Origin of the sequence: Vibrio sp. YT-15 (assembly GCF_033337445.1) — a bacterium.
Taxonomy (GTDB): Bacteria; Pseudomonadota; Gammaproteobacteria; order Enterobacterales; family Vibrionaceae; genus Vibrio; species Vibrio alginolyticus.
The window spans coordinates 100538-123600 of sequence record NZ_JAWOQR010000011.1 but is presented as its reverse complement, the minus strand read 5'-3'; the positions used below and the strand labels follow the sequence as shown (position 1 = coordinate 123600).

Here is a 23063-nt window from a genome sequence, read left to right as displayed (position 1 = left end):
TTTGTTAAGTGGCTGTTTTTGATTGGATTTGCAGATTATATGATGGTGTATTGGTTGTGTTACAAACTTAATTTCCATTTTTGCCTATGGACTTCTTTATCGTAAGTTACTGAAAAATGTCGTTAATGCGAGCGATGTATAATCATACTTTTATAGATAAACTGAATATCAATGACTCAACTTTGGCTTAATGCTAGGATAAAAACAAAATAGAATTGGCTAGTAAAAAGATGAAACGTTGGTATCTACTTTATTGTAAACGTGGGGAGCAGGTTAGGGCGAAACAACACCTTGAAAATCAAGGTGTAGAGTGCTTTTATCCAACTGTAGAAGTTGAGAAGATTTTGCGCGGTAAAAGACAAAAAGTCGAGGAACCGCTGTTTCCTTGTTACGTATTCGCTTACTTTGATTATGAGCAAGGGCCAAACTTCACCTCAGTCCGCTCTACTCGAGGTGTTGTTGACTTTGTGCGTTTTGGTGCTCAACCGAAAGAAGTTCAAGGTGACTTGGTCTTCGAATTGATGCAGCTAGAAAAGTGTTGTAATGACAATACCGTTTCTGAATGTATGCCAAAACCAGGCGATCAAATTAGAGTTAAAAGCGGTCAATTTGCGGGCATAGATGCCATCTTCCAAGAACAAGATGGTGAGAAACGCTCAATTATGCTAGTTCAGATGATCACCAAGCGTGTGCCTGTCAGCATAGACAATAGTGATTTAGATTTAAAATAGCCTAATTCCATCAAACATAAAAAGAGGTGCAAAAGCACCTCTTTTTGATCGTATCTAATTTTCTGTCTGTTTTAAAAGGGTTGGACGAACCGACCCTTATCTTTATCGTAGAGAATTAGTATGAGTCGTTGTGAACGGTCTGTACTGCACGACCTGATGGGTCAACACAGTTTTGGAACGATTCATCCCATTCAATCGCCTTCGCTGAAGAACACGCTACTGAAGGGCCTCCTGGTACACACTCTGCTGCTGATGGAAGTGGGAATAACTCTTCAAAGATTTCACGGTACACGTAGCCTTCTTTTGTCGTTGGCGTGTTGTATGGGAATCGATATTGAGCTGTTTCCATCTGCTGGTCTGTCACTTTCTGTTCCGCGACTTCTTTCAGCGTATCGATCCAGCTGTAGCCAACGCCATCAGAGAATTGCTCTTTTTGACGCCATGCGATCGATTCTGGCAGGTAGTGCTCGAAGCACTCACGAAGGATGTGTTTCTCCATTTTACCGTTGCCACACATCTTGTCTGCTGGGTTCAAGCGCATTGCTACATCTATGAACTCTTTATCTAGGAAAGGTACGCGTCCTTCAACTCCCCATGCTGCCAGCGACTTGTTAGCACGAGCACAGTCGAACATGTTCAGAGCAAGCAGTTTACGCACTGTCTCCTCGTGGAACTCTTTCGCGTTTGGCGCCTTGTGGAAGTAAAGGTAGCCACCAAAGATTTCGTCAGCGCCCTCACCAGACAATACCATCTTGATACCCATCGCTTTGATCTTACGACCCATTAAGAACATAGGTGTTGATGCGCGGATAGTCGTCACGTCATACGTTTCAATGTGGTAAATCACGTCACGAATCGCGTCCAAACCTTCTTGAATCGTGTACGTCATTTCGTGGTGAACGGTACCAATTTGGTCGGCAACTTCGCGAGCTGCTTTCAGGTCAGGCGCGCCTTCTAGGCCAACAGCAAAAGAGTGCAGTTGAGGCCACCAAGCTTCAGACTTTTCATCATCTTCAATACGCATCGCTGCAAAGCGTTTTGCTACCGCAGATGTAATAGAAGAATCTAGACCGCCTGAAAGAAGTACACCGTAAGGCACGTCAGTCATTAGTTGGCGTTTAACAGCCGCTTCTAGCGCTTCAGTCAATTCTTCTTTGCTAGTGCTGTTACCTTGTACTGCTGCGTACTCGTTCCAGTCACGAACATAGTAACGTGTTGGCTCAGTATCTTTAGAGCTGTAGTAGCTACCAGGAGGGAATTCACTTACTGTTTTACATACTGGAACAAGAGCCTTCATCTCTGATGCCACATAGTAGTTACCATGCTCATCGTGACCTTGATAAAGAGGGATAATACCAATATGGTCACGGCCGACTAAATACTCATCTTTTTCTTCGTCGTAGAGCACAAAAGCGAAAATACCGTTTAGTTCTTCAAGGAGATCTGCCCCCATATCTTGGTAAAGTGCAAGAATGACTTCACAGTCTGAATCGGTTTGAAATTCGTACTTTCCTTCGTAACGATCACGAATTTCTTTATGGTTGTAGATTTCACCATTGACGGCAAGGATGAGCTTCTTATCAGGGCTGTATAGCGGCTGTGCACCACTATTTAGACCAACTATCGCCAAGCGCTCGTGCGCTAAAATAGCACGCTCTGAAGAGTAAATCCCAGACCAGTCTGGGCCACGGTGACGAAGTTTTTTCGACATCTCTAATGCGATAGGGCGCAATGCGGCTGCATCGCTTTTAATGTCTAAAATGCCAAATACTGAACACATACTACATCCTTACTAAACTAAACAATTTCTAATCGGTATGGTTTAAATTTGCCATTACTAATAAAAAAAGCAACGTTTTGTGATTAAAAAAATGATAAAAGGCCTTGTTGTATGGAAAATATTTAACTCAACCGTTGTTTTGGTGAATGAGATCAAGGTTTGGTATAAAAACTATACAAAAAAGGCTTTCTATCAATAGAAAGCCTTCCGAAAAATATCAGTGCTGTTGCTTATTTAATTGGTGTGAATTTAGGCTGAAGTTGTTTACAGACGTGTCGAGCAAAACCGCTACCAGCTTCACTATAAATATTGAATGCTGCGTCAACGCCATTTTCAAGTAAGCCTTCCAATTGATCTGGGTATTCGGCGATAGCGGCAATTTGCCCCTTATATTTTCTGCGTTTAAGCTGCTCAAGTGCTGTTTGGTTACCTTGATGATGTGGCATTGCAAGCAGAACCAGTTTTACATGACCTGTATCTAAAATTCGCTCCCAGAAATCCGGGTCGGTGGCATCACCAGAAATAACATTTCTTCCTTCTGAACGATGATGATGTGCAGCGTCTTCACGAATTTCTATACCCAATGAAATTTTGCCATAGCGTGAGCGTAGCTCATCATAAGCGCCCGTCCCAATACGCCCCATACCTAAGATCAATACTTGGGCATGACCTGGGTTGATGAGTTGGTCGCGTTGATTGAGCTTTTCTACCGCTGTCTCTTGCAGCCACTTACCTGAATGTTGATAAATTTTATGGCTAAGGCGGTTAAGTGGCGCGGAAATTACAAAGGATACCGACACCGCAACCGCAATCGCAGCAAGCATATCACTTGGCATCCAGCCCATTTTATAGGCCAACCCAGCAACAATCAGACCAAACTCACTGTAGTTAAATAGTGATAAAGAGGCGAGCAAAGAGGTACGTACTCGAAACTTAAAATGATTAATAGTGACGAAGTACAAGAGTCCTTTGATTGGTAGCAGTAAGATAAATAGCAGGGCGAGAACGACGCCATTCACGCTCAATGAGGCGGATAAACCAATGTTTAAAAAGAAGCAGACTAAAAAGAGCTCCTTCATATTGAATAATGACTTGGATAGTTCTGAGGCTTTTGGGTGACCTGCGAGTAGCATGCCTAAAATTAGCGCGCCCAAGTCTGGTTTCATCCCGACCAACTCGAATAGCCCAGCACCGATAACGAGCGCGAAGAAAATACCGAATAGCACTAGCATTTCGCCGTGGCCAACTTTATCGAGCAGCTTATAGAATAGAGGACGAAGGAAAGGCAGTGCGAACAAACCGATGGCATACCATTCTGGGACTTTTCCGGTTGAAGCAGTCAGGAATACTACGGCAAAAATATCTTGCATAACCAAGATACCGATCGCGAGTGTGCCGTAGGTCGCGTTCATTTCGCCTTTTTCTTGCAATGCTTTTACGGCAAAAACGGTACTAGAGAACGATAGTGCAAAAGCTAAAAGCAGGATTTGGCTGCCGTCCATACTGGCTAGCGAAGTCAAGCCCAGTAGTTTTAAGCCGGATAACGCTAGGGCAAAAAAAGCGGTAGAGAGTATGTTGTGGGCGGTTGCCCCTCCCCATATTTCTTTGGACAGCAGGGTTTTTACATCGAGTTTGAGTCCAATAGTAAACAGAAGAAGAGTAACACCAAGATCTGCGAGAGTGACGATAACGTCATTGCTTTGGTAACCAAATGCATGCAAGCCAAATCCAGCTAGTAGAAAACCAACGAGGGGAGGGAGGCTGCATTTAAGCGCAATAAAACCAGCTAAAAAAGCGGCTGTAATTAGAATAATTTCCATACTGTTAAGCTGTATTCCTGATATACAAAAACGGGCTGTGAAAACACAGCCCGAGATTGTAACTCAATTGGTTGTATAAACTTAGTCTTCCAGTAACTTTTGTAACAAAACTCCGTTCAGCATAGCGCGTTTAATCATCGCAAATGCGCCCATCGTTGGCTGCTTATCAATGTGAGAAGCTACGATAGGGAGGTCGTTATGGAAAGTTTTAAGAGATTGATTCTCTACATTGCGTTGAATTGCAGGGAAAACAATATCTTGTGCTGCAGTAATATCGCCAGCAATTACAATTTTCTGTGGATTAAATAAGTTAACCGTAATCGCAATCGCTTTACCTAGCTGGTTGCCCACTCGCACTAAACTCTGTTTCGCAAGTTCATCACCATTCATTGCGTGCTGACATACCGCTTCAATTGTGATGTCTTCAAGGTCGGTTAAGCTTGATTCGTATCCTTGAGTAATCAGTTGCTTCACTCGTTGAATAATCGCTGGGTTTGCAGCTACGGTTTCTAAACAGCCAAAGTTTCCACATTGGCATTGCTCACCAAGCGGGTCAATTTGGATATGACCAATTTCACCGACGTTGCGGTTAAAACCAAGAAAAACCTGGCCGTTAACGATAATACCTGCGCCAGTACCGCGGTGGACGCTAACCAAAATAGAATCCTGGCAGTCTTGGCTTGCTCCAAAGTAGTGCTCAGCCAACGCCATGCCACGTACGTCGTTGCCAACAAAGCATGCTGTATTAAACTTCTCTCCAACAATTTCACCGAGAGCAAGATTATCGATATCGGTATTAGGCATGTATTCGACCACGCCAGTTGTTGGGTTAACAAGGCCCGGTAAAGTGATGCCGATAGCGATGAGTTGATCAATTTTGTCTTCGCAACGGCTTACGAAATCTTTTAATAAATCGATAAGCCCTGCGATTAAGTCTGCTTGGTTAGTGTAGTGCAATTCATGCTGATCTTCTGCAAGCGCGGTGCCACCTAAATCGTATAAACTGAACTGTACGTAATCTCGACCTAAGCGAACCGCAATAGAGTGGAAGGGTTTGACTTCGGTGGTCAGAGAGATTGCACGACGACCACCAGTTGAAGCTTGCTGGGCGACCTCCTTAATAAGGCCGCGCTCTAAAAGTTGGCGGGTTATTTTGGTAACACTAGCAGGTGCGAGCTGGCTCACATCTGCGACTTGAATACGGGAGATAGGACCTTGCTGATCAATCAGCCTATATACCGCAGCGCTGTTAAGCTGTTTTACTAAATCTACATTACCAATCTGTCCGCCATTCATGCTTAATTTTGCTCGTATTGTCCGTTAACAACCGTCGCTTTTACTTTAAAGTCACGATCGAAAATAGTCAGGTTTGCAACCATCCCTTTTCGAACTCGGCCAAGGCGATCCTCAACACCAATTGCTGTTGCTGGGTATAACGTGGCCATTCGTAGAGCTTCGTCTAAAGCGATCCCCGCGTGCTCAACTGAATTCTGAACTGCTTCAATCATTGTCAAAGCTGAGCCGCCTAGCGTGCCATTTTCATCAACACACTTACCATCTCGGTAATATACTTTCTTACCGACAAAAATAAAGTGATCAATGTTAGCACCTGCTGGAGCTGTGGCATCCGTCACCAAAACAAGCTTTTCACCTTTGATTTTATGAGCAATTCGGATGTTTGCGTAGTCGACGTGAAAACCATCAGCAATAATGCCAGCGTATACGTCAGGAGTATCGTAAATTGCACCAACAACTCCTGGTTCACGACCAACCATTGGTGTCATTGCATTAAAGAGGTGTGTAGCAAAAGTAATGCCTGCTTCAAAGCTTTTACGTGCTTCGGCGTAGGTTGCATTTGTGTGGCCAATTGAAACCACGATGCCAGCAGCCTTTAATCGCGCAATATGCTCTGGGTCGTTATGCTCAGGTGCTAGCGTTACTTTCGCTACGATATCGGCGTTTGCGCAGATAAGGTCGATCATGCTTTCGTCTGATGGGCGAATAAAATCGACGTTATGGATGCCTTTTTTCGCGACGTTAAGGTAAGGACCTTCGAGGTGTAAACCAAGCGATTGATTTTGATACTTGTTGTGGTACTCACGAGCTGCGGCAATTGCAGTTCGCATATCTTCATCAGATGACGTAATGAGTGTTGGCAGGAAGCTAGTACAGCCAGATTTGAGGTTTGCCTGGTGCATGATTTGCATGGTTTCAGGGGTAATTGCATCGTTTAGCATTACACCGCCACAACCGTTCAACTGCAGATCGATAAAGCCTGGACTTAGATTAGCGCCTGCCAGGTCTTTTACTTCGATGCTTTGAGGTAGCTCAGAAACCGGCACAATAGATTGAATAAGATCGTTTTCGATGATGACCGCATGATCGGTAAGAACATCACTACCGGTATAAATTTTACAGTTACTTAGCGCGTACATAGTCAGCTAGTCCTTATAGATGAGAATTCAATTTCTATATCGTTATCTAAGTAGAGACTGCTTCAGTCATATGGGTACTTAGTTTGTATCACTGAATTAGATAACGAGTCACATACAGCAAGTCGCGTTTTATCGATGTTATTGTCATAGTAACTAACTGAAAAGTAATAATTGTATGGTTTTTTATGATTCTTTTTCAGAGCAAAGTTACAGTGATTTACCCGCCTAGATACCAAAATAACACTGATTCTGCCTTGCATAAAGTGCGAGAATATTATCTTTAAAACGCCATTTTTTCGTATAATAAAATAAGTTTTATGATCTCGCTAGCAAAAACCTTCCGAAAGGGCAAATTGTGGTGATTATGATCACAAACGGTGAGCTTTTAATTTGCGGAGCAAAATTAATATCATAAACTTAGGATGACTAAATTGGACGGCTGAAATAAGTCATTCAACATAACATCTAATCCTATAGGGGGAACTTAAGGTGAACATTCTCGGATACTTCCAGAAGGTGGGTAAGGCGCTTATGGTGCCGGTTGCCACACTTCCTGCAGCAGCAATACTCATGGGTATTGGCTACTGGATCGACCCAAATGGCTGGGGCGCAAACAGTGCACTTGCTGCATTTCTTATTAAAGCTGGTGCAGCGATCATTGACAATATGTCAGTATTGTTCGCTGTTGGTGTTGCTTACGGAATGTCTAAAGACAAAGATGGCGCCGCTGCACTTTCAGGTTTCGTGGGCTTCTTAGTTGTCACAACGCTTTTGGCCCCTGGTGCAGTATCACAAATTCAAGGCATTGACCCAAGTGAAGTACCTGCTGCATTTGGTAAAATCAATAACCAGTTCGTCGGTATCTTGGTTGGTATTGTTTCTGCTGAGTTGTACAACCGTTTTTCTCACGTAGAGCTGCACAAAGCACTGGCGTTTTTCTCTGGCAAGCGTCTTGTACCGATCCTAACGTCTTTTGCTGGTATCGTTATTGCGTTCATCCTGATGTACGTTTGGCCATCAGTTTACGGCGGTCTGGTAAGTTTTGGTGAAAGCATTCAAGGTATGGGTGAAGCAGGTGCAGGTGTTTACGCATTCTTCAACCGTCTTCTAATTCCTGTTGGTCTGCACCATGCACTAAACTCAGTGTTCTGGTTTGATGTTGCTGGTATTAATGACATTCCAAACTTCCTTGGCGGTGCGAAATCATTAGCTGAAGGCACGGCAACGGTAGGTGTTACGGGGATGTACCAAGCGGGCTTCTTCCCAATCATGATGTTTGGTTTACCAGGCGCTGCTCTAGCGATGTACCATACTGCGAAATCAAAGAATAAAGAGAAAGTGGCATCTATCATGATTGCAGCTGCGTTTGCTTCATTCTTTACAGGTGTAACAGAACCACTTGAATTTGCATTCATGTTCCTTGCTCCAGGACTGTACGTTCTTCACGCAGCGCTGACTGGTCTATCAGTTTATATCGCGGCATCAATGCAGTGGATTGCAGGTTTCGGTTTCTCTGCTGGTTTAGTCGACTTAGTATTGTCGACTCGTAACCCGCTAGCGGTAAACTGGTACATGCTCATTGTACAAGGTCTTGGTTTCTTTGCGGTTTACTACTTCGTGTTCCGTACCGTGATTGTTAAGTTTGGCCTTAAAACACCGGGACGTGAAGATGATGAAGAAGCTTCATCTAACGTGGCTGGATCAAGCAATTCTTCAGAGCTTGCTCGTCAGTACTTGAAAGCACTTGGCGGTCATGACAACCTAAGTTCTATCGATGCCTGTATTACTCGTTTGCGCCTTTCTGTGAAAGATATGAGCGTTATCAATGAGAAAACTCTGAAAGATCTTGGAGCTATGGGAGTTGTGAAGCTAGGTACAAACAACTTACAAGTTATCCTTGGTCCACTAGCAGAGATTGTTGCTGGTGAGATGAAGAATGTATCTAAAGATGAAGACTTAAGTGGTGTTCAGCTACCAGCTTAACTGTTTAATAGTGGTGTGATTGTTTGTTATTGGTATTGCAAACAATTGATACTACAACATCGCAAAAGGCCTCCGCAGGAGGCCTTTTTTCGTTTAGGCCCTTTGAATCTGCTTTGCTTTCACGCTAACTCGATAAATATTGTCGTTTTAGAGCGAGTTCTTGTTGTCTAATTGCTTAGAATTGTGGATCATTAGGAACAATGTACTCTGTGAAACCATACTTGGATACAGGGTTCCGTTTTCTCTGACAATACTAATATTTTTGAGGTGCTATAGATGAGTGAAGCTGATGCTCGTCCATCAAACTTTATTCGCCAGATCATTGATAAAGATCTAGCGGATGGTAAACACACTAGCGTGCATACTCGATTCCCGCCGGAGCCAAATGGCTACCTGCATATCGGTCATGCTAAGTCTATCTGTTTGAACTTCGGTATTGCTCAGGACTACCAGGGTCAATGTAATCTGCGTTTCGACGATACAAACCCTGAAAAAGAAGACATCGAATACGTTGAGTCTATCAAGAAAGATGTAAACTGGTTGGGCTTTGAGTGGAGTGGTGAAGTATGTTACTCATCAAACTACTTCGATAAGCTTTACGAATATGCAATTGAATTGATTAACAAAGGCTTAGCGTACGTAGATGAGCTAAGTCCAGAGCAAATTCGTGAATACCGCGGCACACTAAAGGCGCCAGGTAAACCAAGTCCATACCGTGACCGTTCTGTTGAAGAGAACTTGGCGTTGTTTGAAAAAATGCGCGCTGGTGAATTTGAAGAAGGTAAAGCGTGTCTTCGTGCTAAAATCGACATGGGTTCTTCATTCATGGTCATGCGCGATCCAGTTTTATACCGAGTGCGTTTTGCTACGCACCACCAAACTGGTGATAAGTGGTGCATTTACCCAATGTACGACTTTACGCACTGTATTTCTGATGCATTAGAAGGCATTACGCACTCTATTTGTACGCTTGAATTCATGGATAACCGTCGTCTGTACGATTGGGTTCTAGACAACATCACGATCGAAAGCCGTCCACATCAATACGAGTTCAGTCGTTTAAACCTTGAATACACAGTGATGTCTAAGCGTAAGCTTAACCAGCTAGTTACTGAAAAACTGGTTAATGGTTGGGATGATCCACGTATGCCGACTGTCTCAGGTCTGCGTCGTCGTGGCTTCACACCTGCATCTATTCGTGAGTTTTGTAAGCGTATTGGTGTAACGAAGCAAGAAAATATGATCGAGTTTAGTTCATTAGAATCTTGTATTCGTGATGACCTAAACGAGAACGCTCCGCGTGCAATGGCTGTACTGGATCCTGTTAAAGTTGTTATCGAAAACTTTGAAGCAGGCGCAGTAGAAAACTTGACAGTTGCCAACCACCCAAATAAACCTGAAATGGGCGTGCGTGAAGTGCCATTCACGCGTGAATTGTGGATTGAGCGTGAAGACTTCCGTGAAGAAGCGAACAAAAAGTACAAGCGTTTAGTGCTAGGTAAAGAAGTTCGTTTACGTGGTGCTTACGTGATCAAAGCTGAGCGCGTTGAAAAAGATGCCGAAGGCAACATCACAACGATCTTCTGTTCTTACGATGCAGATACGCTAGGTAAAAACCCAGCAGATGGTCGTAAAGTGAAAGGCGTTATTCATTGGGTGTCAGCTGATAAAGCTCTTCCAGCGGAAATTCGTCTGTACGATCGTTTATTTACGGTGCCAAACCCAGGCGCAGCGGAAGATTTTGCTTCTACTATCAACCCTGAATCATTAGTTGTGATCAATGGCTTCGTCGAGCCTAGCCTAGCTTCCGCAGAAGCAGAAAAAGGTTACCAGTTTGAACGTATGGGTTACTTCTGTGCAGACTCGAAAGACTCTTCAGCAGATAATCTAGTATTCAACCGCACGGTTGGTCTACGTGATACCTGGGCAAAAATTGAGAATCAATAATCTCAATTAATGCTGAGAACGATGAAAAAATGCCAGCAAACGCTGGCATTTTTTATACCTAATCCCACAGAGTGCTATATAGATGTGCAAAACTGTGGAGAAAAAAGATGGGTGTTTAGTAGCTTTTGTTCTGTAACCAAAGTACTGACGTCTAAGGTTCTGACTTCTAGAAACAAAAAACGCCAGCATGTGCTGACGTTTACTTTTTAAATTAACAAACCCTTATTTTTTCGGTTTGTGTGCATCTGGATTGTCTTTACAACCACCATCGCTACACTTGCCGTACAAGTATAAGCTGTGGTTTGTTAGTGTGACATTGTACTTAGCTGCAATCTCTTTTTGACGTTCTTCAATAAGATCGTCAGAAAATTCAATTACCTCACCACAGTCTAGGCACACTAGGTGGTCGTGGTGATGTTGAGTCGATAATTCGAAGACTGACTTTCCACCTTCAAAGTGGTGACGAGTTACAATACCAGCATCGTCGAACTGGTTTAGAACTCGGTAAACAGTTGCTAGGCCAATTTCTTCACCTAGATCAATCAACTTTTTGTACAAATCTTCAGCACTGATGTGCTGGCAGTCTGGCTGCTGAAGTACTTCTAGAATTTTTAGCCTCGGAAGGGTTACTTTTAAACCCGCATCCTTCAGCGCCTGATTATTATCTGACATATACTTTCCCGTTGGATCATCTGCAGCGATTTAACAGAATTCAATCTTCCTACCATTATAGGATAAGCGTTCGGAACATTAAACCACGAACTTCAAAGGGTTAATAGAATCTTTTTGTAAATTAGAAACAGGTCTATTATATTACAGCTCTGACCAGTTACAATTATGTAACATTAAGCTTGGAGAGGGCAGAGATAGCGATGAATAGGCGACTAGCGAAAATATACAAACCAGGAATTGTAAAGTTCGCACTCAATATTTGGCCTCCTTTTTGGGGGGCGGGTATTAAAATCTTACATATTTCTCAAGACTTCCGTACTGTAAAGGTACGTTTAAAGCTTCGCTGGTGGAATAAAAATGCCAATCGCACCCAATATGGCGGCAGTATTTTCTCTTTAACTGATCCTATTTACTCGTTGATGCTGATGGGGATTCTACGAGAGGAATATTATGTGTGGGATAAAGAGGCAAGCATTAACTTTATTAAGCCGGGGCAAAGTGATTTGTTTGCAGAATTTGAGGTCACTGAAGGGATGCTGGAAAACATTTATCAAATGACACGGAATGGAGAAAAGTGTTTTCCTGAGTTTATTACTCATGTAAAAGATAAACAGGGGAATGTGGTTTCAGAGGTTCAACGCAAGCTTTATGTAAGAAAGAAACCTCAGTATCGCGAAGAGGAAGTACTTACCGATGCTGTGTGACAATACATACAAAAAGACCTCCAAGTGGAGGTCTTTGCATCATTCAATTTGATTAGCCTTCTAGCTCAGCTAAACACATCTCTTCATAGATCTGTTTAACCCAGCTTTCAACACGCTCGTCAGTCAATTCTGGTTGGCGGTCTTCATCAATACATAGACCTACGAATTGGCTTTCGTCACCTTCAACAAGTGCTTTAGACGCTTCAAATTCGTAGCCTTCTGTCGAGGTATGGCCAAGAATTGTGCCGCCTTTAGACTCAACGATATCACGGACTGTGCCCATCGCGTCACAGAAGTATTCTGCGTAGTCTTCTTGGTCGCCACAGCCAAAGATAGCCACTAGCTTAGTAGAGAAGTCGATTTGCTCAAGTTCAGGGAAGAAGTCATCCCAATCACATTGTGCTTCGCCGTAGTACCAAGTTGGGATACCTAGAAGAAGAAGATCGAAGTTATCAATGTCTTCTTTGCTGCTTTTCGCGATGTCTTGAACGTGAACTAGATGTTTACCTAGTTGCTTTTGAATCATCTTTGCAACGGCTTCAGTATTACCTGTGTCGCTACCGAAGAAGATACCTACACTTGCCATAGAGTCTATACCTTTACATTGTTTGTTATTGGCGGTGCTACTAAGGGTTTAACCTAACCCTGAGCCTTCCCAAGTTAGCTGAATTACACCTTTTGCAATAAAGCCAGCACAGCCTAGGAAAAGGACTAACCACACAATACGACGACCAAAAACAGGTACATTGCCTTGCTTTAGCACATCTTTTATCGCCATCCCGATGAAAAAAAAGATAGCAGCAAAAAGAAGATCGAGCCCAATAGACTCGAGCATATCCATATAGTCGTAAAGCATTTTAGCCCTTCATGCCGAAAAATCTTGGGCGCACTATACCACTGTTAAACGGTAAAGTTAATGCACTACAAGAAGGGTTATTTCAATAATCTAGTGTTGCTTTTCGAATTTGTTAACTCGAAATGTATTTTCGAATGACTCTCATTACTTCTGTCGGTTTCTCGGCGTGTAACCAGTGACCAGTGCCAGCGATAATGTGTGCTTTAGCATGGTTAAATTGTCGCTTCACTGCCGGCTGATGTTCTGGCATTAAGTAGTCAGAGTCGCCGCCTTTGATAAACAAAGTTGGGATATCTGTTGGTGTGATTTCTTGCCAGCCAATAATTTGGTCATAATTATCAAAAAGGCTCGGTACGTTAAACCGCCAATCCATCTTATCGCCATTTTTGTACAGTGATTTAGAGAGAAATTGTCTTACACCATCGAGTTCAATATGTTGAGCTAGGATATCCATGGCTTGCTGTCGATTTGCTGGTTTTTCATTAATAACAGCATGTAAGCCGTTAAAAACATTATCGTGACGGTTCGTAGTGTAGGCAACAGGCGCCATGTCGAGAACGACTAACTTCTTGACTACATTTGGAGCAATGTCCACAAGAGCCATCGCGACTTTTCCGCCCATGGAGTGCCCAATAACAATAGATGGCTCAACGTTTAAGTGCTGAAGGAGCTGAGCCACATCTTTTGCCATATCGGTATAGTTATGGACTTCGGAGTGGAAAGAGAGGCCGTGATTTCTCAGATCAATACTGATCACCGTGTGATCTTTAATAAGATCGCGGGCGAGTAGACCCAGATTACTTAAACTACCAAACAATCCGTGAATCAAAACAACTGTTTGGCCTTGGCCTTCCTGCTTATAGTTGAGTAATGCTGACATTTTATCTTATTCGTGATGGGTTTAACGTGGAGTATCCGCGTGGATCTCGTTATAATCCCCCAGAGTTTAAACATTGAGAATGTGAAAAGCGAATGAAAACAATTGAGGTTGATGAGGATCTATACCGTTATATAGCTAGTCAAACTAAGCATATCGGTGAAAGCGCCTCGGATATTTTGCGACGCCTTTTAAACCTTGATGGTCAGTTGCAGGAAGCTAAAGCCGCGCCTGTAGTAGAGAAGCCACAAGGGATTGTAGTAAGTAAAGATGCGGGTAAAACGGAATCTGTTGATGTAGTGAAAGAAATGCGTTCGCTGCTTATTTCTGATGAGTTTGCCGGTCTAAAAAAAGCGATTGATCGCTTTATGTTGGTATTATCGACCTTACATAAATTGAATCCAGAAGGTTTCGCCCAGGCTACGAATGTAAAAGGACGCAAACGCGTGTACTTTGCAGATAATGAAGAAACCTTGCTAGCAAACGGTAATACGACCAAGCCAAAAGCCATTCCTGGCACACCGTTTTGGGTTATCACGAATAACAATACAAGTCGTAAAAGACAGATGGTTGAACAAGTGATGGCACACATGGGGTTCCAACCTGACTTAATAGAAAAAGTAACAGGTTCAATCTAAGAAACCTGATAGAAGCCTCATAATGCGTCGCAGTGAGCGGATATTATGAGGCTTTTTTAATTTTATTTGTATTTAAAGAAAGGATGTCAAACATGGCTATGCACCCTCGTGCTGGGCAAAAAGCGCAGCAGGAAGATCTTCACAATATCCCAGCACTCGTTGCTAACTACTTCTTACTTCAACCAGACGCGGCAAACGCAGAACACAAAGTTCAATTTGGTACTTCTGGCCACCGCGGTACTGCAGACAAGCACACTTTTAACGAAAACCACATTTTAGCGATCGCTCAAGCGGTAGCAGAAGTTCGTGCTGAGCAAGGCACAATTGGCCCGTTGTTTGTGGGTAAAGACACGCATGCGCTATCTGAGCCTGCTTTCTCAAGTGTGATTGAAGTACTGATTGCAAACGGTGTGAAAGTGATTGTCCAACAAGACAACGGTTACACGCCAACACCGGGTATTTCACACGCGATTCTGACTTACAACATCAAACACGATGAAAAAGCAGACGGTATCGTTATTACCCCATCACATAACCCACCACAAGACGGCGGTATCAAATACAATCCGACACATGGTGGTCCTGCAGAAGCTGAGTTGACTCAAGCTATCGAAGATCGTGCGAACGAATTGATTGCTGAAGGTTTACAAGGTGTTAAACGCCTACCACTAGCAGAAGCAAAAGCATCGGATCTGTTTGTAGAGATGGACTTGGTGAAGCCATACATCGATGACCTGGTGAACGTTATCGATATGGAAGCAATCCAAAAAGCGAACCTGAAGATTGGTGTAGATCCATTGGGTGGCAGCGGTATCGATTACTGGCGTCAAATTGGTCAGGCATACAACCTAGACCTAACGCTAGTAAGTGAATCGATCGATCCTTCTTTCCAATTCATGTCGCTAGATAAAGACGGCGTTGTGCGTATGGACTGTTCTTCTCCTTACGCAATGGCGGGTCTATTGGCACTGAAAGACGAATACGATTTAGCATTTGGTAACGATCCTGATTACGACCGTCACGGTATCGTTACGCCAAAAGGTTTGATGAACCCGAACCACTTCTTAGCCGTTTGTATTGACTACTTGTACCGTCATCGTGACGAGTGGGGTAAAGATGTCGCTGTTGGTAAAACACTAGTTTCAAGTGCGCTGATTGACCGTGTTGTTGCGGATCTAGGTCGTGAGCTATGTGAAGTGCCTGTTGGTTTCAAATGGTTTGTAGACGGTCTGTACACTGGTAAGTTTGGTTTCGGCGGCGAAGAAAGTGCTGGTGCGTCATTCCTTCGTAAAGATGGCACGCCTTGGTCAACAGACAAAGATGGCATCTTGCTATGCCTTCTAGCAGCAGAGATCACTGCGGTAACGGGTAAGAACCCTCAAGATTACTATGAAGAGCTAGCGGCGAAGCACGGTGAGTCGAAGTACAACCGTATTCAAGCTGTAGCAAATGGCCCACAAAAAGACGTATTGAAGAAGTTGTCACCAGAAATGGTTGCGGCTGAAACTCTAGCAGGTGATGCGATCACTGCTCGTCTAACGCATGCACCAGGCAATGGTGCTGCGATTGGTGGCCTTAAAGTAACGACAGCTAACGGTTGGTTCGCTGCTCGTCCATCAGGTACAGAAGATATCTACAAGATTTACTGTGAAAGCTTCAAAGGTGAAGAACATCTGAAACAAATCGAAGCTGAAGCACAAGAAATAGTTAATCAAGTATTTGCAGCCGCTGGTTTGTAAAACATCCAATGGTCAATGTATCTAGCAAAGGGTTGATGTGAAAACATCAACCCTTTCATGTTTAAGTGCCCCGAACCGCTTTATCTCCGGGCCATGAATCTGGTACCACAAACCAGAATTGACCGTCTTCCGTTTGTGCGTGTATGAATCGATCTAAAGGCTTTTCAATAGGTTGAGAGAAATCGTCTGTACCGATCGCCCAGCATGGTTTATGTAAATGATAAAGTGGTTTACCAATTAAATCCCATTGACTTTGATAGCACCAGTAACCACTAATCTGACTTGGATTTAATTCATAACCCAAGCACTCCTTAGGAGTTGGCTCTGGAGTAAACGGATTAATATAGAGTCGTCCTTGCATCATTAGGCGCTCTTCTGGAGAGTCGTTTAAAGGAATTATTTTTTGAAATTCCGGGCGATCGCTCATTTTCAGCTGATGCGTGAGCATTCTATCCAATTTTGCATGTAACTGGTCGTGAGCATTCGGGCCATACCAAATGCCGTTGTAAAGAAGATAAAACTTAATCGCCACTTCCCAATGTTCTATCTGATTTGATTCTGTATTCCTCAACACCAAATCGACAGCACCAATGGTCTTACCTTCAGCGTCGTTTAACTGAATTTCTTCGGCAATAATCTGATATCGTTCTGAATTAGAAAGAGCCGCAGTGCATAGGTGCTGATATAAAAAACCCAGTCTCGGATTACCATTGTATTGTTCTGAGCTATTCAAAGGTTTGACCGAGACATCTTCTAAGGTTGCAAACGGAGGGCGTAACTTGAAAAGCGGAGGTGAAGTGGCGATCCATTGGTAAAAGCGTTGCAGTTGGTTCATCCGTATCCCTAAATTTATGGTGAGGCGACAAGCTTTGTTATTGTAACTAAATTTGCTTTTGAGGGTAGGGTGGCTAGCATCGATATTAGGGTTCGAGATACACTTTAAAGACCTAAATGATATCAAGGTGCCAGATGTCAAAAACGTTGTTGTATCAACTAGGTTGCACTCTTTCGTCTGATTCCATCGAGAGGTTATTTAGGTTTACATGCGCTAGAAATTGGAAGTAATAATGAATAACTTAAAGCTAGAACAGATTTTTAATGACAAACTGTCACCGCAGTTAATTAAAGATTACGCGCCAAATGGGTTACAGGTAGAAGGGAAATCAGCGGTAAAGCGTGTTATCACTGGCGTAACCGCCTCTCAAGCCTTAATCGATAAAGCGATTGAGCTTAATGCAGACGCATTGCTTGTTCATCATGGCTATTTTTGGAAAGGTGAGCCTGAGCCAATTCGTGGCATGAAAGGTAAACGAATTCGTAGCCTGATCAAAAATGATATCAACTTATATGGTTATCACCTTCCTCTAGATATTCATCCAGAGCTAGGCAACAACGCTGAATTAGCTCGCTTACTTGAAATCGAAGTAGAAGGTGGGCTTGAAGGGCACCCTCAGTCAGTTGCTATGTTTGGGCGCTTGAAAAAGCCGATGTCTGGTGTTGAATTTGCGAGTAAGATCAACCAAGTTCTTGCTAGAGAGCCTCTGCATATCGCTCCAGAGAATACCGATAAGATGATTGAGACAGTCGGCTGGTGCACTGGTGGAGGGCAGGATTTCATTGAACTTGCTGTACAGCACGGGCTGGATGCATTTATCTCTGGAGAAATTTCAGAGCGCACCACTTATACCGCTCGTGAAATGGACATTCATTACTTTGCTGCAGGTCATCATGCTACTGAGCGTTATGGTGTTCAGGCCTTAGGCAAATGGCTAGCGGATGAATATGGCCTACATGTGGAGTTTATCGATATTGATAATCCGGTTTAGCGTTTTCCATTAATAACGTTAAACGCAAAAAAGAAAAAAGGGTTGAGACGAAAATCTCAACCCTTTTGTTTGTCTATCTTCGTACTAAAAGATCATTCACGTTCGTGAAGTGGAGAAAACTCACGTTGTGTTTCGCCAGTGTATAGCTGACGAGGACGACCGATGCGGTTCAGTGGATCGCTGTGCATTTCGTTCCAGTGAGCAATCCAGCCGATGGTACGAGAAATCGCGAAGATAACCGTAAACATAGAAACTGGAATACCAATCGCTTTAAGAATGATACCTGAGTAGAAGTCTACGTTCGGGTACAGCTTCTTAGACACGAAGTACTCATCAGAAAGCGCAATGCGCTCAAGTTCCATTGCAACGTCTAGCAGAGGATCTTGAATGTTTAGCTCTTTGAGAACTTCATGACACGTTTCGCGCATTACTGTCGCACGTGGGTCGTAGTTCTTGTAAACGCGGTGACCAAAGCCCATTAAGCGGAATGGGTCATCTTTGTCTTTCGCGCGGTCTACATATTCAGGGATGTTATCGACGCTGCCAATCTCTTCTAGCATTCTCAAGCAGGCTTCGTTTGCACCACCGTGAGCAGGTCCCCAAAGGGATGCAATGCCAGCGGCAATACATGCAAATGGGTTCGCACCAGAAGAGCCAGCTAGGCGTACAGTTGATGTCGACGCATTCTGTTCATGATCCGCGTGTAGAGTGAAAATCTTATCCATCGCACGGGCAACTACAGGATTTACTTCATACTCTTCGCAAGGGTTTGCGAACATCATATGCAAGAAGTTCTCAGCGTAGCTAAGGTCGTTACGAGGGTAAATAAATGGCTGACCGATAGAGTATTTGTAACACATCGCCGCCAGTGTTGGCATTTTTGACAGCAGACGGTACGCTGCAATTTCGCGGTGTTCGTCGTTGTTAATGTCAAGAGAGTCGTGATAGAAGGCTGCAAGTGCTCCAACTACACCACACATTACCGCCATTGGATGAGCATCGCGTCGGAAGCCATGGAAAAAGCTTGCGATTTGCTCGTGCACCATTGTGTGACGAGTAACGGTCGTTTTGAATTGCTCGTATTGTTCTCGGGTAGGGGCTTCACCATAAAGAAGGATGTAACATACTTCTAAGTAATCTGCGTTATTGGCTAATTGATCAATCGGGAAACCGCGGTGCAAAAGAATACCTTTGCCGCCATCGATGTACGTGATTGATGATTCACAAGATGCAGTGGCAAGAAAACCTGGGTCAAAAGTAAAGTAACCATTGGCTCCCAGCTTACGAACGTCAATTACAGGTGTACCTAGCGTACCGTCCATAATTGGCAGTTCGATTGGCGCTTGACCTTCAACATGAAGGGTCGCTTTCTTATCCGCCATAACAATCTCCTTTGTTTATTATTTAATCCGTCCAGGATGTTTATGTGCCATTTTTGTACTGTTGTTAAAGCTTAAAGTCAATTTTTCTCCATCTTTGTGTGCACTTGTTATGATTTTTCTCATGAAAATCGTTAAAAATCTGTTCTATGTAGCATAATTTGTTACACCAATTGTATTAGAATGTTGCTCGCCGTATATTGGCAAAGAAAATTTTAGTTAAATCCTTATAAATTCGGGGCTAGAAACAAAGAGTGAGGTTTGTTGCTGGATTCCGTTTGTTAACAACTTGTTTACAATTATCTGAGTGGTTACTCGCGATATTTATTAAATAGATGTTAACTTTTGTACGTTTGGAAGCTGAAATTGGTTATAACAATAAATGCTCAATGGAGCTGAGTGAGCAAGCCCGTGAAAGAAAGAAAGTCAAGACCTGTTAATTTAGATTTACAGACCATCCACTTTCCTATCACAGCAATCGCATCCATCCTACACCGTGTGTCTGGGGTAATTACGTTTGTTGCGGTGGGTATATTACTGTGGTTACTATCCATTTCTCTGTCATCCCCAATGGGTTTTATGGAAGCCGCTGACATCGTCGATAGCTTCTTCGTAAAATTCATCCTGTGGGGAATTCTTACTGCACTTGCCTACCACATCGCAGGTGGTATCCGTCACTTATTGATGGATCTAGGTCACTTTGAAGAACTAGATTCAGGCACGATGAGCGCTAAAGTCGCGTTTGGTGCAACAGCAGTATTATCATTATTGGCGGGGATCTTGGTATGGTAAAACACGTATCTTCATTTGGTCGTAATGGTGTACACGATTTCCTACTAATTCGTGCAACTGCAATCATTATGACGCTATACACGATTTATCTGATTAGCTTCTGTGCATTTTCAGATATCTCTTACGCATCTTGGACCCAATTCTTTGGTGGTACCTTCACTAAAGTATTCACCATGTTGGCACTTGTCTCGATCCTGATTCACGCATGGGTTGGTTTGTGGCAGGTATTAACTGATTACATTAAGTGCGCGAAACTACGTGGCGCACTACAACTTGGTGTTATTGCCGTGCTATTCGGCTATGTCTTCTCTGGTCTATTTATTCTGTGGGGTGCGTAAGTGTCTATTCCAGTTCGTGAGTTTGATGCCGTAGTAATCGGCGCTGGTGGTGCAGGTATGCGCGCTGCACTACAAATTTCAGAACAAGGCCTATCATGTGCTTTGTTGTCAAAAGTATTTCCAACACGTTCTCATACTGTGTCTGCACAGGGCGGCATTACCGTTGCTCTGGGTAACTCGCACAAAGACGATTGGCAATGGCACATGTACGATACCGTTAAAGGTTCCGACTACATCGGTGACCAGAACGCGATTGAATACATGTGTAAAAATGGTCCTGAGTCAGTTATCGAGCTTGAAAAAATGGGTCTTCCATTCTCTCGCTTCGATAACGGTACCATCTACCAACGTCCATTCGGTGGTCAATCTAAAGAGTTTGGTGGTGAGCAGGCTGCTCGTACAGCCGCTGCTGCAGACCGTACTGGTCACGCACTTCTTCACACGCTTTACCAGCAAAACGTAAAACACAAAACAACCATCTTCTCGGAGTGGTACGCTTTGGATCTTGTGAAAAACCAAGACGGCGCAATCATGGGTTGTACTGCGATTTGTATGGAAACGGGTGAAATCTGTTACTTCAAATCAAAAGCAACCATTCTAGCTACAGGTGGTGCAGGTCGTATTTACGCATCGACCACTAACGCGCACATCAACACGGGTGATGGCGTTGGTATGGCACTTCGCGCAGGCGTTCCAATGCAAGACATGGAAATGTGGCAGTTCCACCCAACAGGTATTGCTGGCGCGGGTGTTCTAGTGACGGAAGGTTGTCGTGGTGAAGGTGGTTACCTTCTAAATAAAGATGGTGAACGCTTCATGGAGCGCTACGCACCAAACGCGAAAGACCTTGCTGGTCGTGACGTGGTTGCTCGTTCAATGATGATTGAAATTCGTGAAGGCCGCGGCTGTGATGGTCCTTGGGGTCCACATATCAAGTTGAAACTTGATCACCTTGGTAAAGAAGTACTCGAATCACGTCTACCAGGTATCTGTGAACTGTCTCGTACATTTGCACACGTTGACCCAGTGAAAGAGCCAATTCCAGTAATTCCAACTTGTCACTACATGATGGGTGGTGTACCTACTCAAGTCTCTGGCCAAGCAATTAAGCAGAAGGCCGACGGTAGCGAGATGGAAGTACAAGGCCTTTACGCATGTGGTGAGATTGCTTCTGTATCGGTACACGGTGCTAACCGTCTGGGCGGCAACTCATTACTAGACTTGGTCGTATTTGGTCGTGCTACTGGCTTGCACCTTGGCGAAACGCTAGCAGCGCAAGCAGAAGCTCGTCCTGCAACAGAATCTGATATTGAAGCGTCTCTAGCGCGTACTATGCGTTGGGAAAACAGCACTGGTGGTGAAGATCCAGTTCAGATTCGTAAAGACCTACAAGCATGCATGCAAAACAGCTTCTCGGTATTCCGTGAAGGCGATGCGATGGCAACCGGTCTAGAAGAGTTGAAAGTGATTCGCGAACGTTTGAAAGATGCGCATCTAGCGGACAAGTCTTCAGAGTTCAACACGCAGCGTATTGAGTGTCTAGAACTTGATAACCTGATGGAAACCGCGTTTTCAACTGCCGTTGCAGCAAACTACCGTACAGAGAGTCGTGGCGCACATGCTCGTTTCGATTTCCCTGAGCGTGATGATGAGAACTGGCTATGCCACTCTATCTACAATCCGGAAACAGAAGCGATGACTAAGCGTGATGTGAACATGACGCCAACGCATCGTGAAGCTTTCCCGCCGAAAGTACGTACATACTAAAGGGAGGATACGACTATGAAATTAAACTTCTCTTTATACCGTTACAATCCGGATGTGGATACCAAGCCTTACATGAAGGAGTATACCCTTGAGGTAGACGAAGGCTCAGACATGATGGTTCTTGATGCATTGATTCTGCTAAAAGAGCAAGATCCAAGCATCGCGTTCCGTCGCTCATGCCGTGAAGGGGTATGTGGTTCTGACGGTTTGAATATGAATGGTAAAAACGGCCTAGCGTGTATCACACCGTTATCTGCTCTACAAGGCGATAAGATAGTTATTCGTCCACTACCAGGGTTACCTGTCGTGCGCGATCTTATCGTTGACATGACGCAGTTCTATGATAACTATGCGAAAGTTAAACCATTCTTGATTGATGATGGTGCATTACCACCATCACGTGAGAACCTACAATCGCCTGATGATCGTGCGCATTTAGATGGATTGTACGAATGTATCATGTGTGCATGTTGTACAACGTCTTGCCCATCATTCTGGTGGAACCCTGATAAATTCATCGGCCCAGCTGGTCTTCTTGCAGCGTACCGTTGGCTAATTGATAGCCGCGATACGGCAACAGATGAACGTTTGTCTGATCTTGATGATGCATTTAGCGTTTTTCGTTGCCATGGCATCATGAATTGTGTAAGTGTTTGTCCTAAGGGATTAAATCCGACGAAAGCCATCGGTCACATTAAGTCGATGTTGGTTAATCGTTCGGTTTAATTTGCTCGCTCTTAGGAATGTCGCAGTGTTGCGGATCACCCGATATGACCGCT

The 23063-nt window shown here is 43.7% G+C and carries 21 protein-coding genes; 11 read left to right on the top strand and 10 right to left on the bottom strand.

Annotated features, from left to right (window positions below):
• Positions 1–230 precede the first annotated feature (230 nt).
• Positions 231–731 (top strand): transcription/translation regulatory transformer protein RfaH, encoded by a 501-nt coding sequence (rfaH, locus tag R7D93_RS18795; RefSeq protein ID WP_005382098.1) that lies wholly within the window; start codon positions 231–233, stop codon positions 729–731.
• 115 nt (positions 732–846) lie between these two features.
• Here the strand turns inward: rfaH and asnB are convergent, their stop codons facing one another.
• From asnB to nagA, 4 genes are all read right to left on the bottom strand, one after another.
• Positions 847–2511, bottom strand: a complete 1665-nt coding sequence (gene asnB / locus R7D93_RS18790) for an asparagine synthase B (protein ID WP_130546539.1) — start codon at positions 2509–2511, stop codon at positions 847–849.
• 230 nt (positions 2512–2741) lie between these two features.
• Positions 2742–4331 carry a cation:proton antiporter family protein gene (locus tag R7D93_RS18785; RefSeq protein ID WP_047102890.1) on the bottom strand — a complete coding sequence of 530 codons (1590 nt, stop codon included), beginning with the start codon at positions 4329–4331 and terminating at the stop codon, positions 2742–2744.
• A gap of 81 nt (positions 4332–4412) precedes the next feature.
• Complete coding sequence (gene nagC, locus R7D93_RS18780) at positions 4413–5627, bottom strand: DNA-binding transcriptional regulator NagC (protein WP_130546540.1); 1215 nt, start codon at positions 5625–5627, stop codon at positions 4413–4415.
• 2 nt (positions 5628–5629) lie between these two features.
• Entirely contained in the window at positions 5630–6766 is a 1137-nt protein-coding gene (gene nagA, locus R7D93_RS18775; protein WP_005384983.1) for an N-acetylglucosamine-6-phosphate deacetylase, read from the bottom strand.
• Positions 6767–7255: 489 nt separating this feature from the next.
• Here nagA and nagE point away from each other — a divergent pair, with 489 nt between their 5' ends.
• Positions 7256–8749 carry an N-acetylglucosamine-specific PTS transporter subunit IIBC gene (nagE, locus tag R7D93_RS18770; RefSeq protein WP_005384985.1) on the top strand — a complete coding sequence of 498 codons (1494 nt, stop codon included), beginning with the start codon at positions 7256–7258 and terminating at the stop codon, positions 8747–8749.
• 276 nt (positions 8750–9025) lie between these two features.
• Positions 9026–10696, top strand: a complete 1671-nt coding sequence (gene glnS / locus R7D93_RS18765) for a glutamine--tRNA ligase (protein ID WP_005382124.1) — start codon at positions 9026–9028, stop codon at positions 10694–10696.
• Between the two features lie 222 nt (positions 10697–10918).
• On the opposite strand, the gene fcrX is transcribed toward glnS, so the two are convergent.
• A complete protein-coding gene (gene fcrX, locus R7D93_RS18760) occupies positions 10919–11368 on the bottom strand; it encodes a ferric iron uptake transcriptional regulator FcrX (protein ID WP_005382141.1) in 450 nt (149 codons plus the stop codon).
• A 200-nt stretch (positions 11369–11568) separates the two neighbouring features.
• Between fcrX and R7D93_RS18755 the strand changes: the two genes are divergently transcribed.
• A complete protein-coding gene (locus tag R7D93_RS18755) occupies positions 11569–12072 on the top strand; it encodes a DUF4442 domain-containing protein (RefSeq protein WP_005382144.1) in 504 nt (167 codons plus the stop codon).
• Positions 12073–12124: 52 nt separating this feature from the next.
• Here R7D93_RS18755 and fldA read toward each other — a convergent pair whose 3' ends face one another.
• The 3 genes from fldA to R7D93_RS18740 all read right to left on the bottom strand — a co-directional run bounded on the left by fldA (position 12125) and on the right by R7D93_RS18740 (position 13808).
• Entirely contained in the window at positions 12125–12658 is a 534-nt protein-coding gene (fldA, locus tag R7D93_RS18750; RefSeq protein WP_005382146.1) for a flavodoxin FldA, read from the bottom strand.
• A 48-nt stretch (positions 12659–12706) separates the two neighbouring features.
• Complete coding sequence (locus tag R7D93_RS18745; RefSeq protein ID WP_005393038.1) at positions 12707–12928, bottom strand: DUF2788 domain-containing protein; 222 nt, start codon at positions 12926–12928, stop codon at positions 12707–12709.
• 112 nt (positions 12929–13040) lie between these two features.
• Positions 13041–13808 (bottom strand): alpha/beta fold hydrolase, encoded by a 768-nt coding sequence (locus R7D93_RS18740; protein ID WP_017634814.1) that lies wholly within the window; start codon positions 13806–13808, stop codon positions 13041–13043.
• Positions 13809–13900: 92 nt separating this feature from the next.
• Between R7D93_RS18740 and seqA the strand changes: the two genes are divergently transcribed.
• Together seqA and pgm are read left to right on the top strand one after the other, a co-directional pair.
• On the top strand, positions 13901–14443 hold the full coding sequence (gene seqA, locus R7D93_RS18735) for a replication initiation negative regulator SeqA (protein WP_005382149.1): 543 nt from the start codon (positions 13901–13903) through the stop codon (positions 14441–14443).
• Positions 14444–14535: 92 nt separating this feature from the next.
• A complete protein-coding gene (pgm, locus tag R7D93_RS18730; protein WP_017634813.1) occupies positions 14536–16182 on the top strand; it encodes a phosphoglucomutase (alpha-D-glucose-1,6-bisphosphate-dependent) in 1647 nt (548 codons plus the stop codon).
• A 61-nt stretch (positions 16183–16243) separates the two neighbouring features.
• Here the strand turns inward: pgm and R7D93_RS18725 are convergent, their stop codons facing one another.
• Positions 16244–17017 carry a DUF1853 family protein gene (locus tag R7D93_RS18725; protein WP_213973131.1) on the bottom strand — a complete coding sequence of 258 codons (774 nt, stop codon included), beginning with the start codon at positions 17015–17017 and terminating at the stop codon, positions 16244–16246.
• Positions 17018–17249: 232 nt separating this feature from the next.
• Here R7D93_RS18725 and R7D93_RS18720 point away from each other — a divergent pair, with 232 nt between their 5' ends.
• On the top strand, positions 17250–18008 hold the full coding sequence (locus R7D93_RS18720; RefSeq protein WP_225497022.1) for a Nif3-like dinuclear metal center hexameric protein: 759 nt from the start codon (positions 17250–17252) through the stop codon (positions 18006–18008).
• 92 nt (positions 18009–18100) lie between these two features.
• Here R7D93_RS18720 and R7D93_RS18715 read toward each other — a convergent pair whose 3' ends face one another.
• On the bottom strand, positions 18101–19390 hold the full coding sequence (locus R7D93_RS18715) for a citrate synthase (RefSeq protein WP_005382163.1): 1290 nt from the start codon (positions 19388–19390) through the stop codon (positions 18101–18103).
• 396 nt (positions 19391–19786) lie between these two features.
• On the opposite strand from R7D93_RS18715, the gene sdhC reads away from it, so the two are divergent.
• Genes sdhC through R7D93_RS18695 form a run of 4 tightly spaced genes read left to right on the top strand, consistent with a single transcriptional unit; the run spans position 19787 to position 23010 of the window.
• A complete protein-coding gene (gene sdhC, locus R7D93_RS18710) occupies positions 19787–20179 on the top strand; it encodes a succinate dehydrogenase cytochrome b556 subunit (RefSeq protein ID WP_017634811.1) in 393 nt (130 codons plus the stop codon).
• Positions 20173–20517, top strand: coding sequence for a succinate dehydrogenase, hydrophobic membrane anchor protein (gene sdhD / locus R7D93_RS18705; protein WP_005382169.1), 345 nt, complete (start codon positions 20173–20175; stop codon positions 20515–20517). Before sdhC ends, sdhD begins: the two co-directional genes overlap by 7 nt.
• Positions 20518–22284: a succinate dehydrogenase flavoprotein subunit gene (gene sdhA / locus R7D93_RS18700; protein ID WP_005382172.1), complete on the top strand. Its 1767-nt coding sequence runs from the start codon at positions 20518–20520 to the stop codon at positions 22282–22284.
• Positions 22285–22299: 15 nt separating this feature from the next.
• Positions 22300–23010: a succinate dehydrogenase iron-sulfur subunit gene (locus R7D93_RS18695; protein ID WP_005382174.1), complete on the top strand. Its 711-nt coding sequence runs from the start codon at positions 22300–22302 to the stop codon at positions 23008–23010.
• The last annotated feature ends 53 nt before the right edge of the window (positions 23011–23063 follow it).

Excerpts from the sequence above, each read along its gene's own strand:
- pgm (WP_017634813.1), top strand. The coding sequence starts at position 14,536 with ATGGCTATGCACCCTCGTGCTGGGCAAAAAGCGCAGCAGGAAGATCTT.
- asnB (WP_130546539.1), bottom strand. The coding sequence starts at position 2,511 with ATGTGTTCAGTATTTGGCATTTTAGACATTAAAAGCGATGCAGCCGCA.
- nagA (WP_005384983.1), bottom strand. The coding sequence starts at position 6,766 with ATGTACGCGCTAAGTAACTGTAAAATTTATACCGGTAGTGATGTTCTT.
- seqA (WP_005382149.1), top strand. The coding sequence starts at position 13,901 with ATGAAAACAATTGAGGTTGATGAGGATCTATACCGTTATATAGCTAGT.
- glnS (WP_005382124.1), top strand. The coding sequence starts at position 9,026 with ATGAGTGAAGCTGATGCTCGTCCATCAAACTTTATTCGCCAGATCATT.
- R7D93_RS18755 (WP_005382144.1), top strand. The coding sequence starts at position 11,569 with ATGAATAGGCGACTAGCGAAAATATACAAACCAGGAATTGTAAAGTTC.
- rfaH (WP_005382098.1), top strand. The coding sequence starts at position 231 with ATGAAACGTTGGTATCTACTTTATTGTAAACGTGGGGAGCAGGTTAGG.
- nagC (WP_130546540.1), bottom strand. The coding sequence starts at position 5,627 with ATGAATGGCGGACAGATTGGTAATGTAGATTTAGTAAAACAGCTTAAC.
- R7D93_RS18720 (WP_225497022.1), top strand. The coding sequence starts at position 17,250 with ATGAATAACTTAAAGCTAGAACAGATTTTTAATGACAAACTGTCACCG.
- fcrX (WP_005382141.1), bottom strand. The coding sequence starts at position 11,368 with ATGTCAGATAATAATCAGGCGCTGAAGGATGCGGGTTTAAAAGTAACC.
- R7D93_RS18740 (WP_017634814.1), bottom strand. The coding sequence starts at position 13,808 with ATGTCAGCATTACTCAACTATAAGCAGGAAGGCCAAGGCCAAACAGTT.
- R7D93_RS18695 (WP_005382174.1), top strand. The coding sequence starts at position 22,300 with ATGAAATTAAACTTCTCTTTATACCGTTACAATCCGGATGTGGATACC.
- R7D93_RS18715 (WP_005382163.1), bottom strand. The coding sequence starts at position 19,390 with ATGGCGGATAAGAAAGCGACCCTTCATGTTGAAGGTCAAGCGCCAATC.
- fldA (WP_005382146.1), bottom strand. The coding sequence starts at position 12,658 with ATGGCAAGTGTAGGTATCTTCTTCGGTAGCGACACAGGTAATACTGAA.
- R7D93_RS18745 (WP_005393038.1), bottom strand. The coding sequence starts at position 12,928 with ATGCTTTACGACTATATGGATATGCTCGAGTCTATTGGGCTCGATCTT.
- sdhD (WP_005382169.1), top strand. The coding sequence starts at position 20,173 with ATGGTAAAACACGTATCTTCATTTGGTCGTAATGGTGTACACGATTTC.
- R7D93_RS18725 (WP_213973131.1), bottom strand. The coding sequence starts at position 17,017 with ATGAACCAACTGCAACGCTTTTACCAATGGATCGCCACTTCACCTCCG.
- R7D93_RS18785 (WP_047102890.1), bottom strand. The coding sequence starts at position 4,331 with ATGGAAATTATTCTAATTACAGCCGCTTTTTTAGCTGGTTTTATTGCG.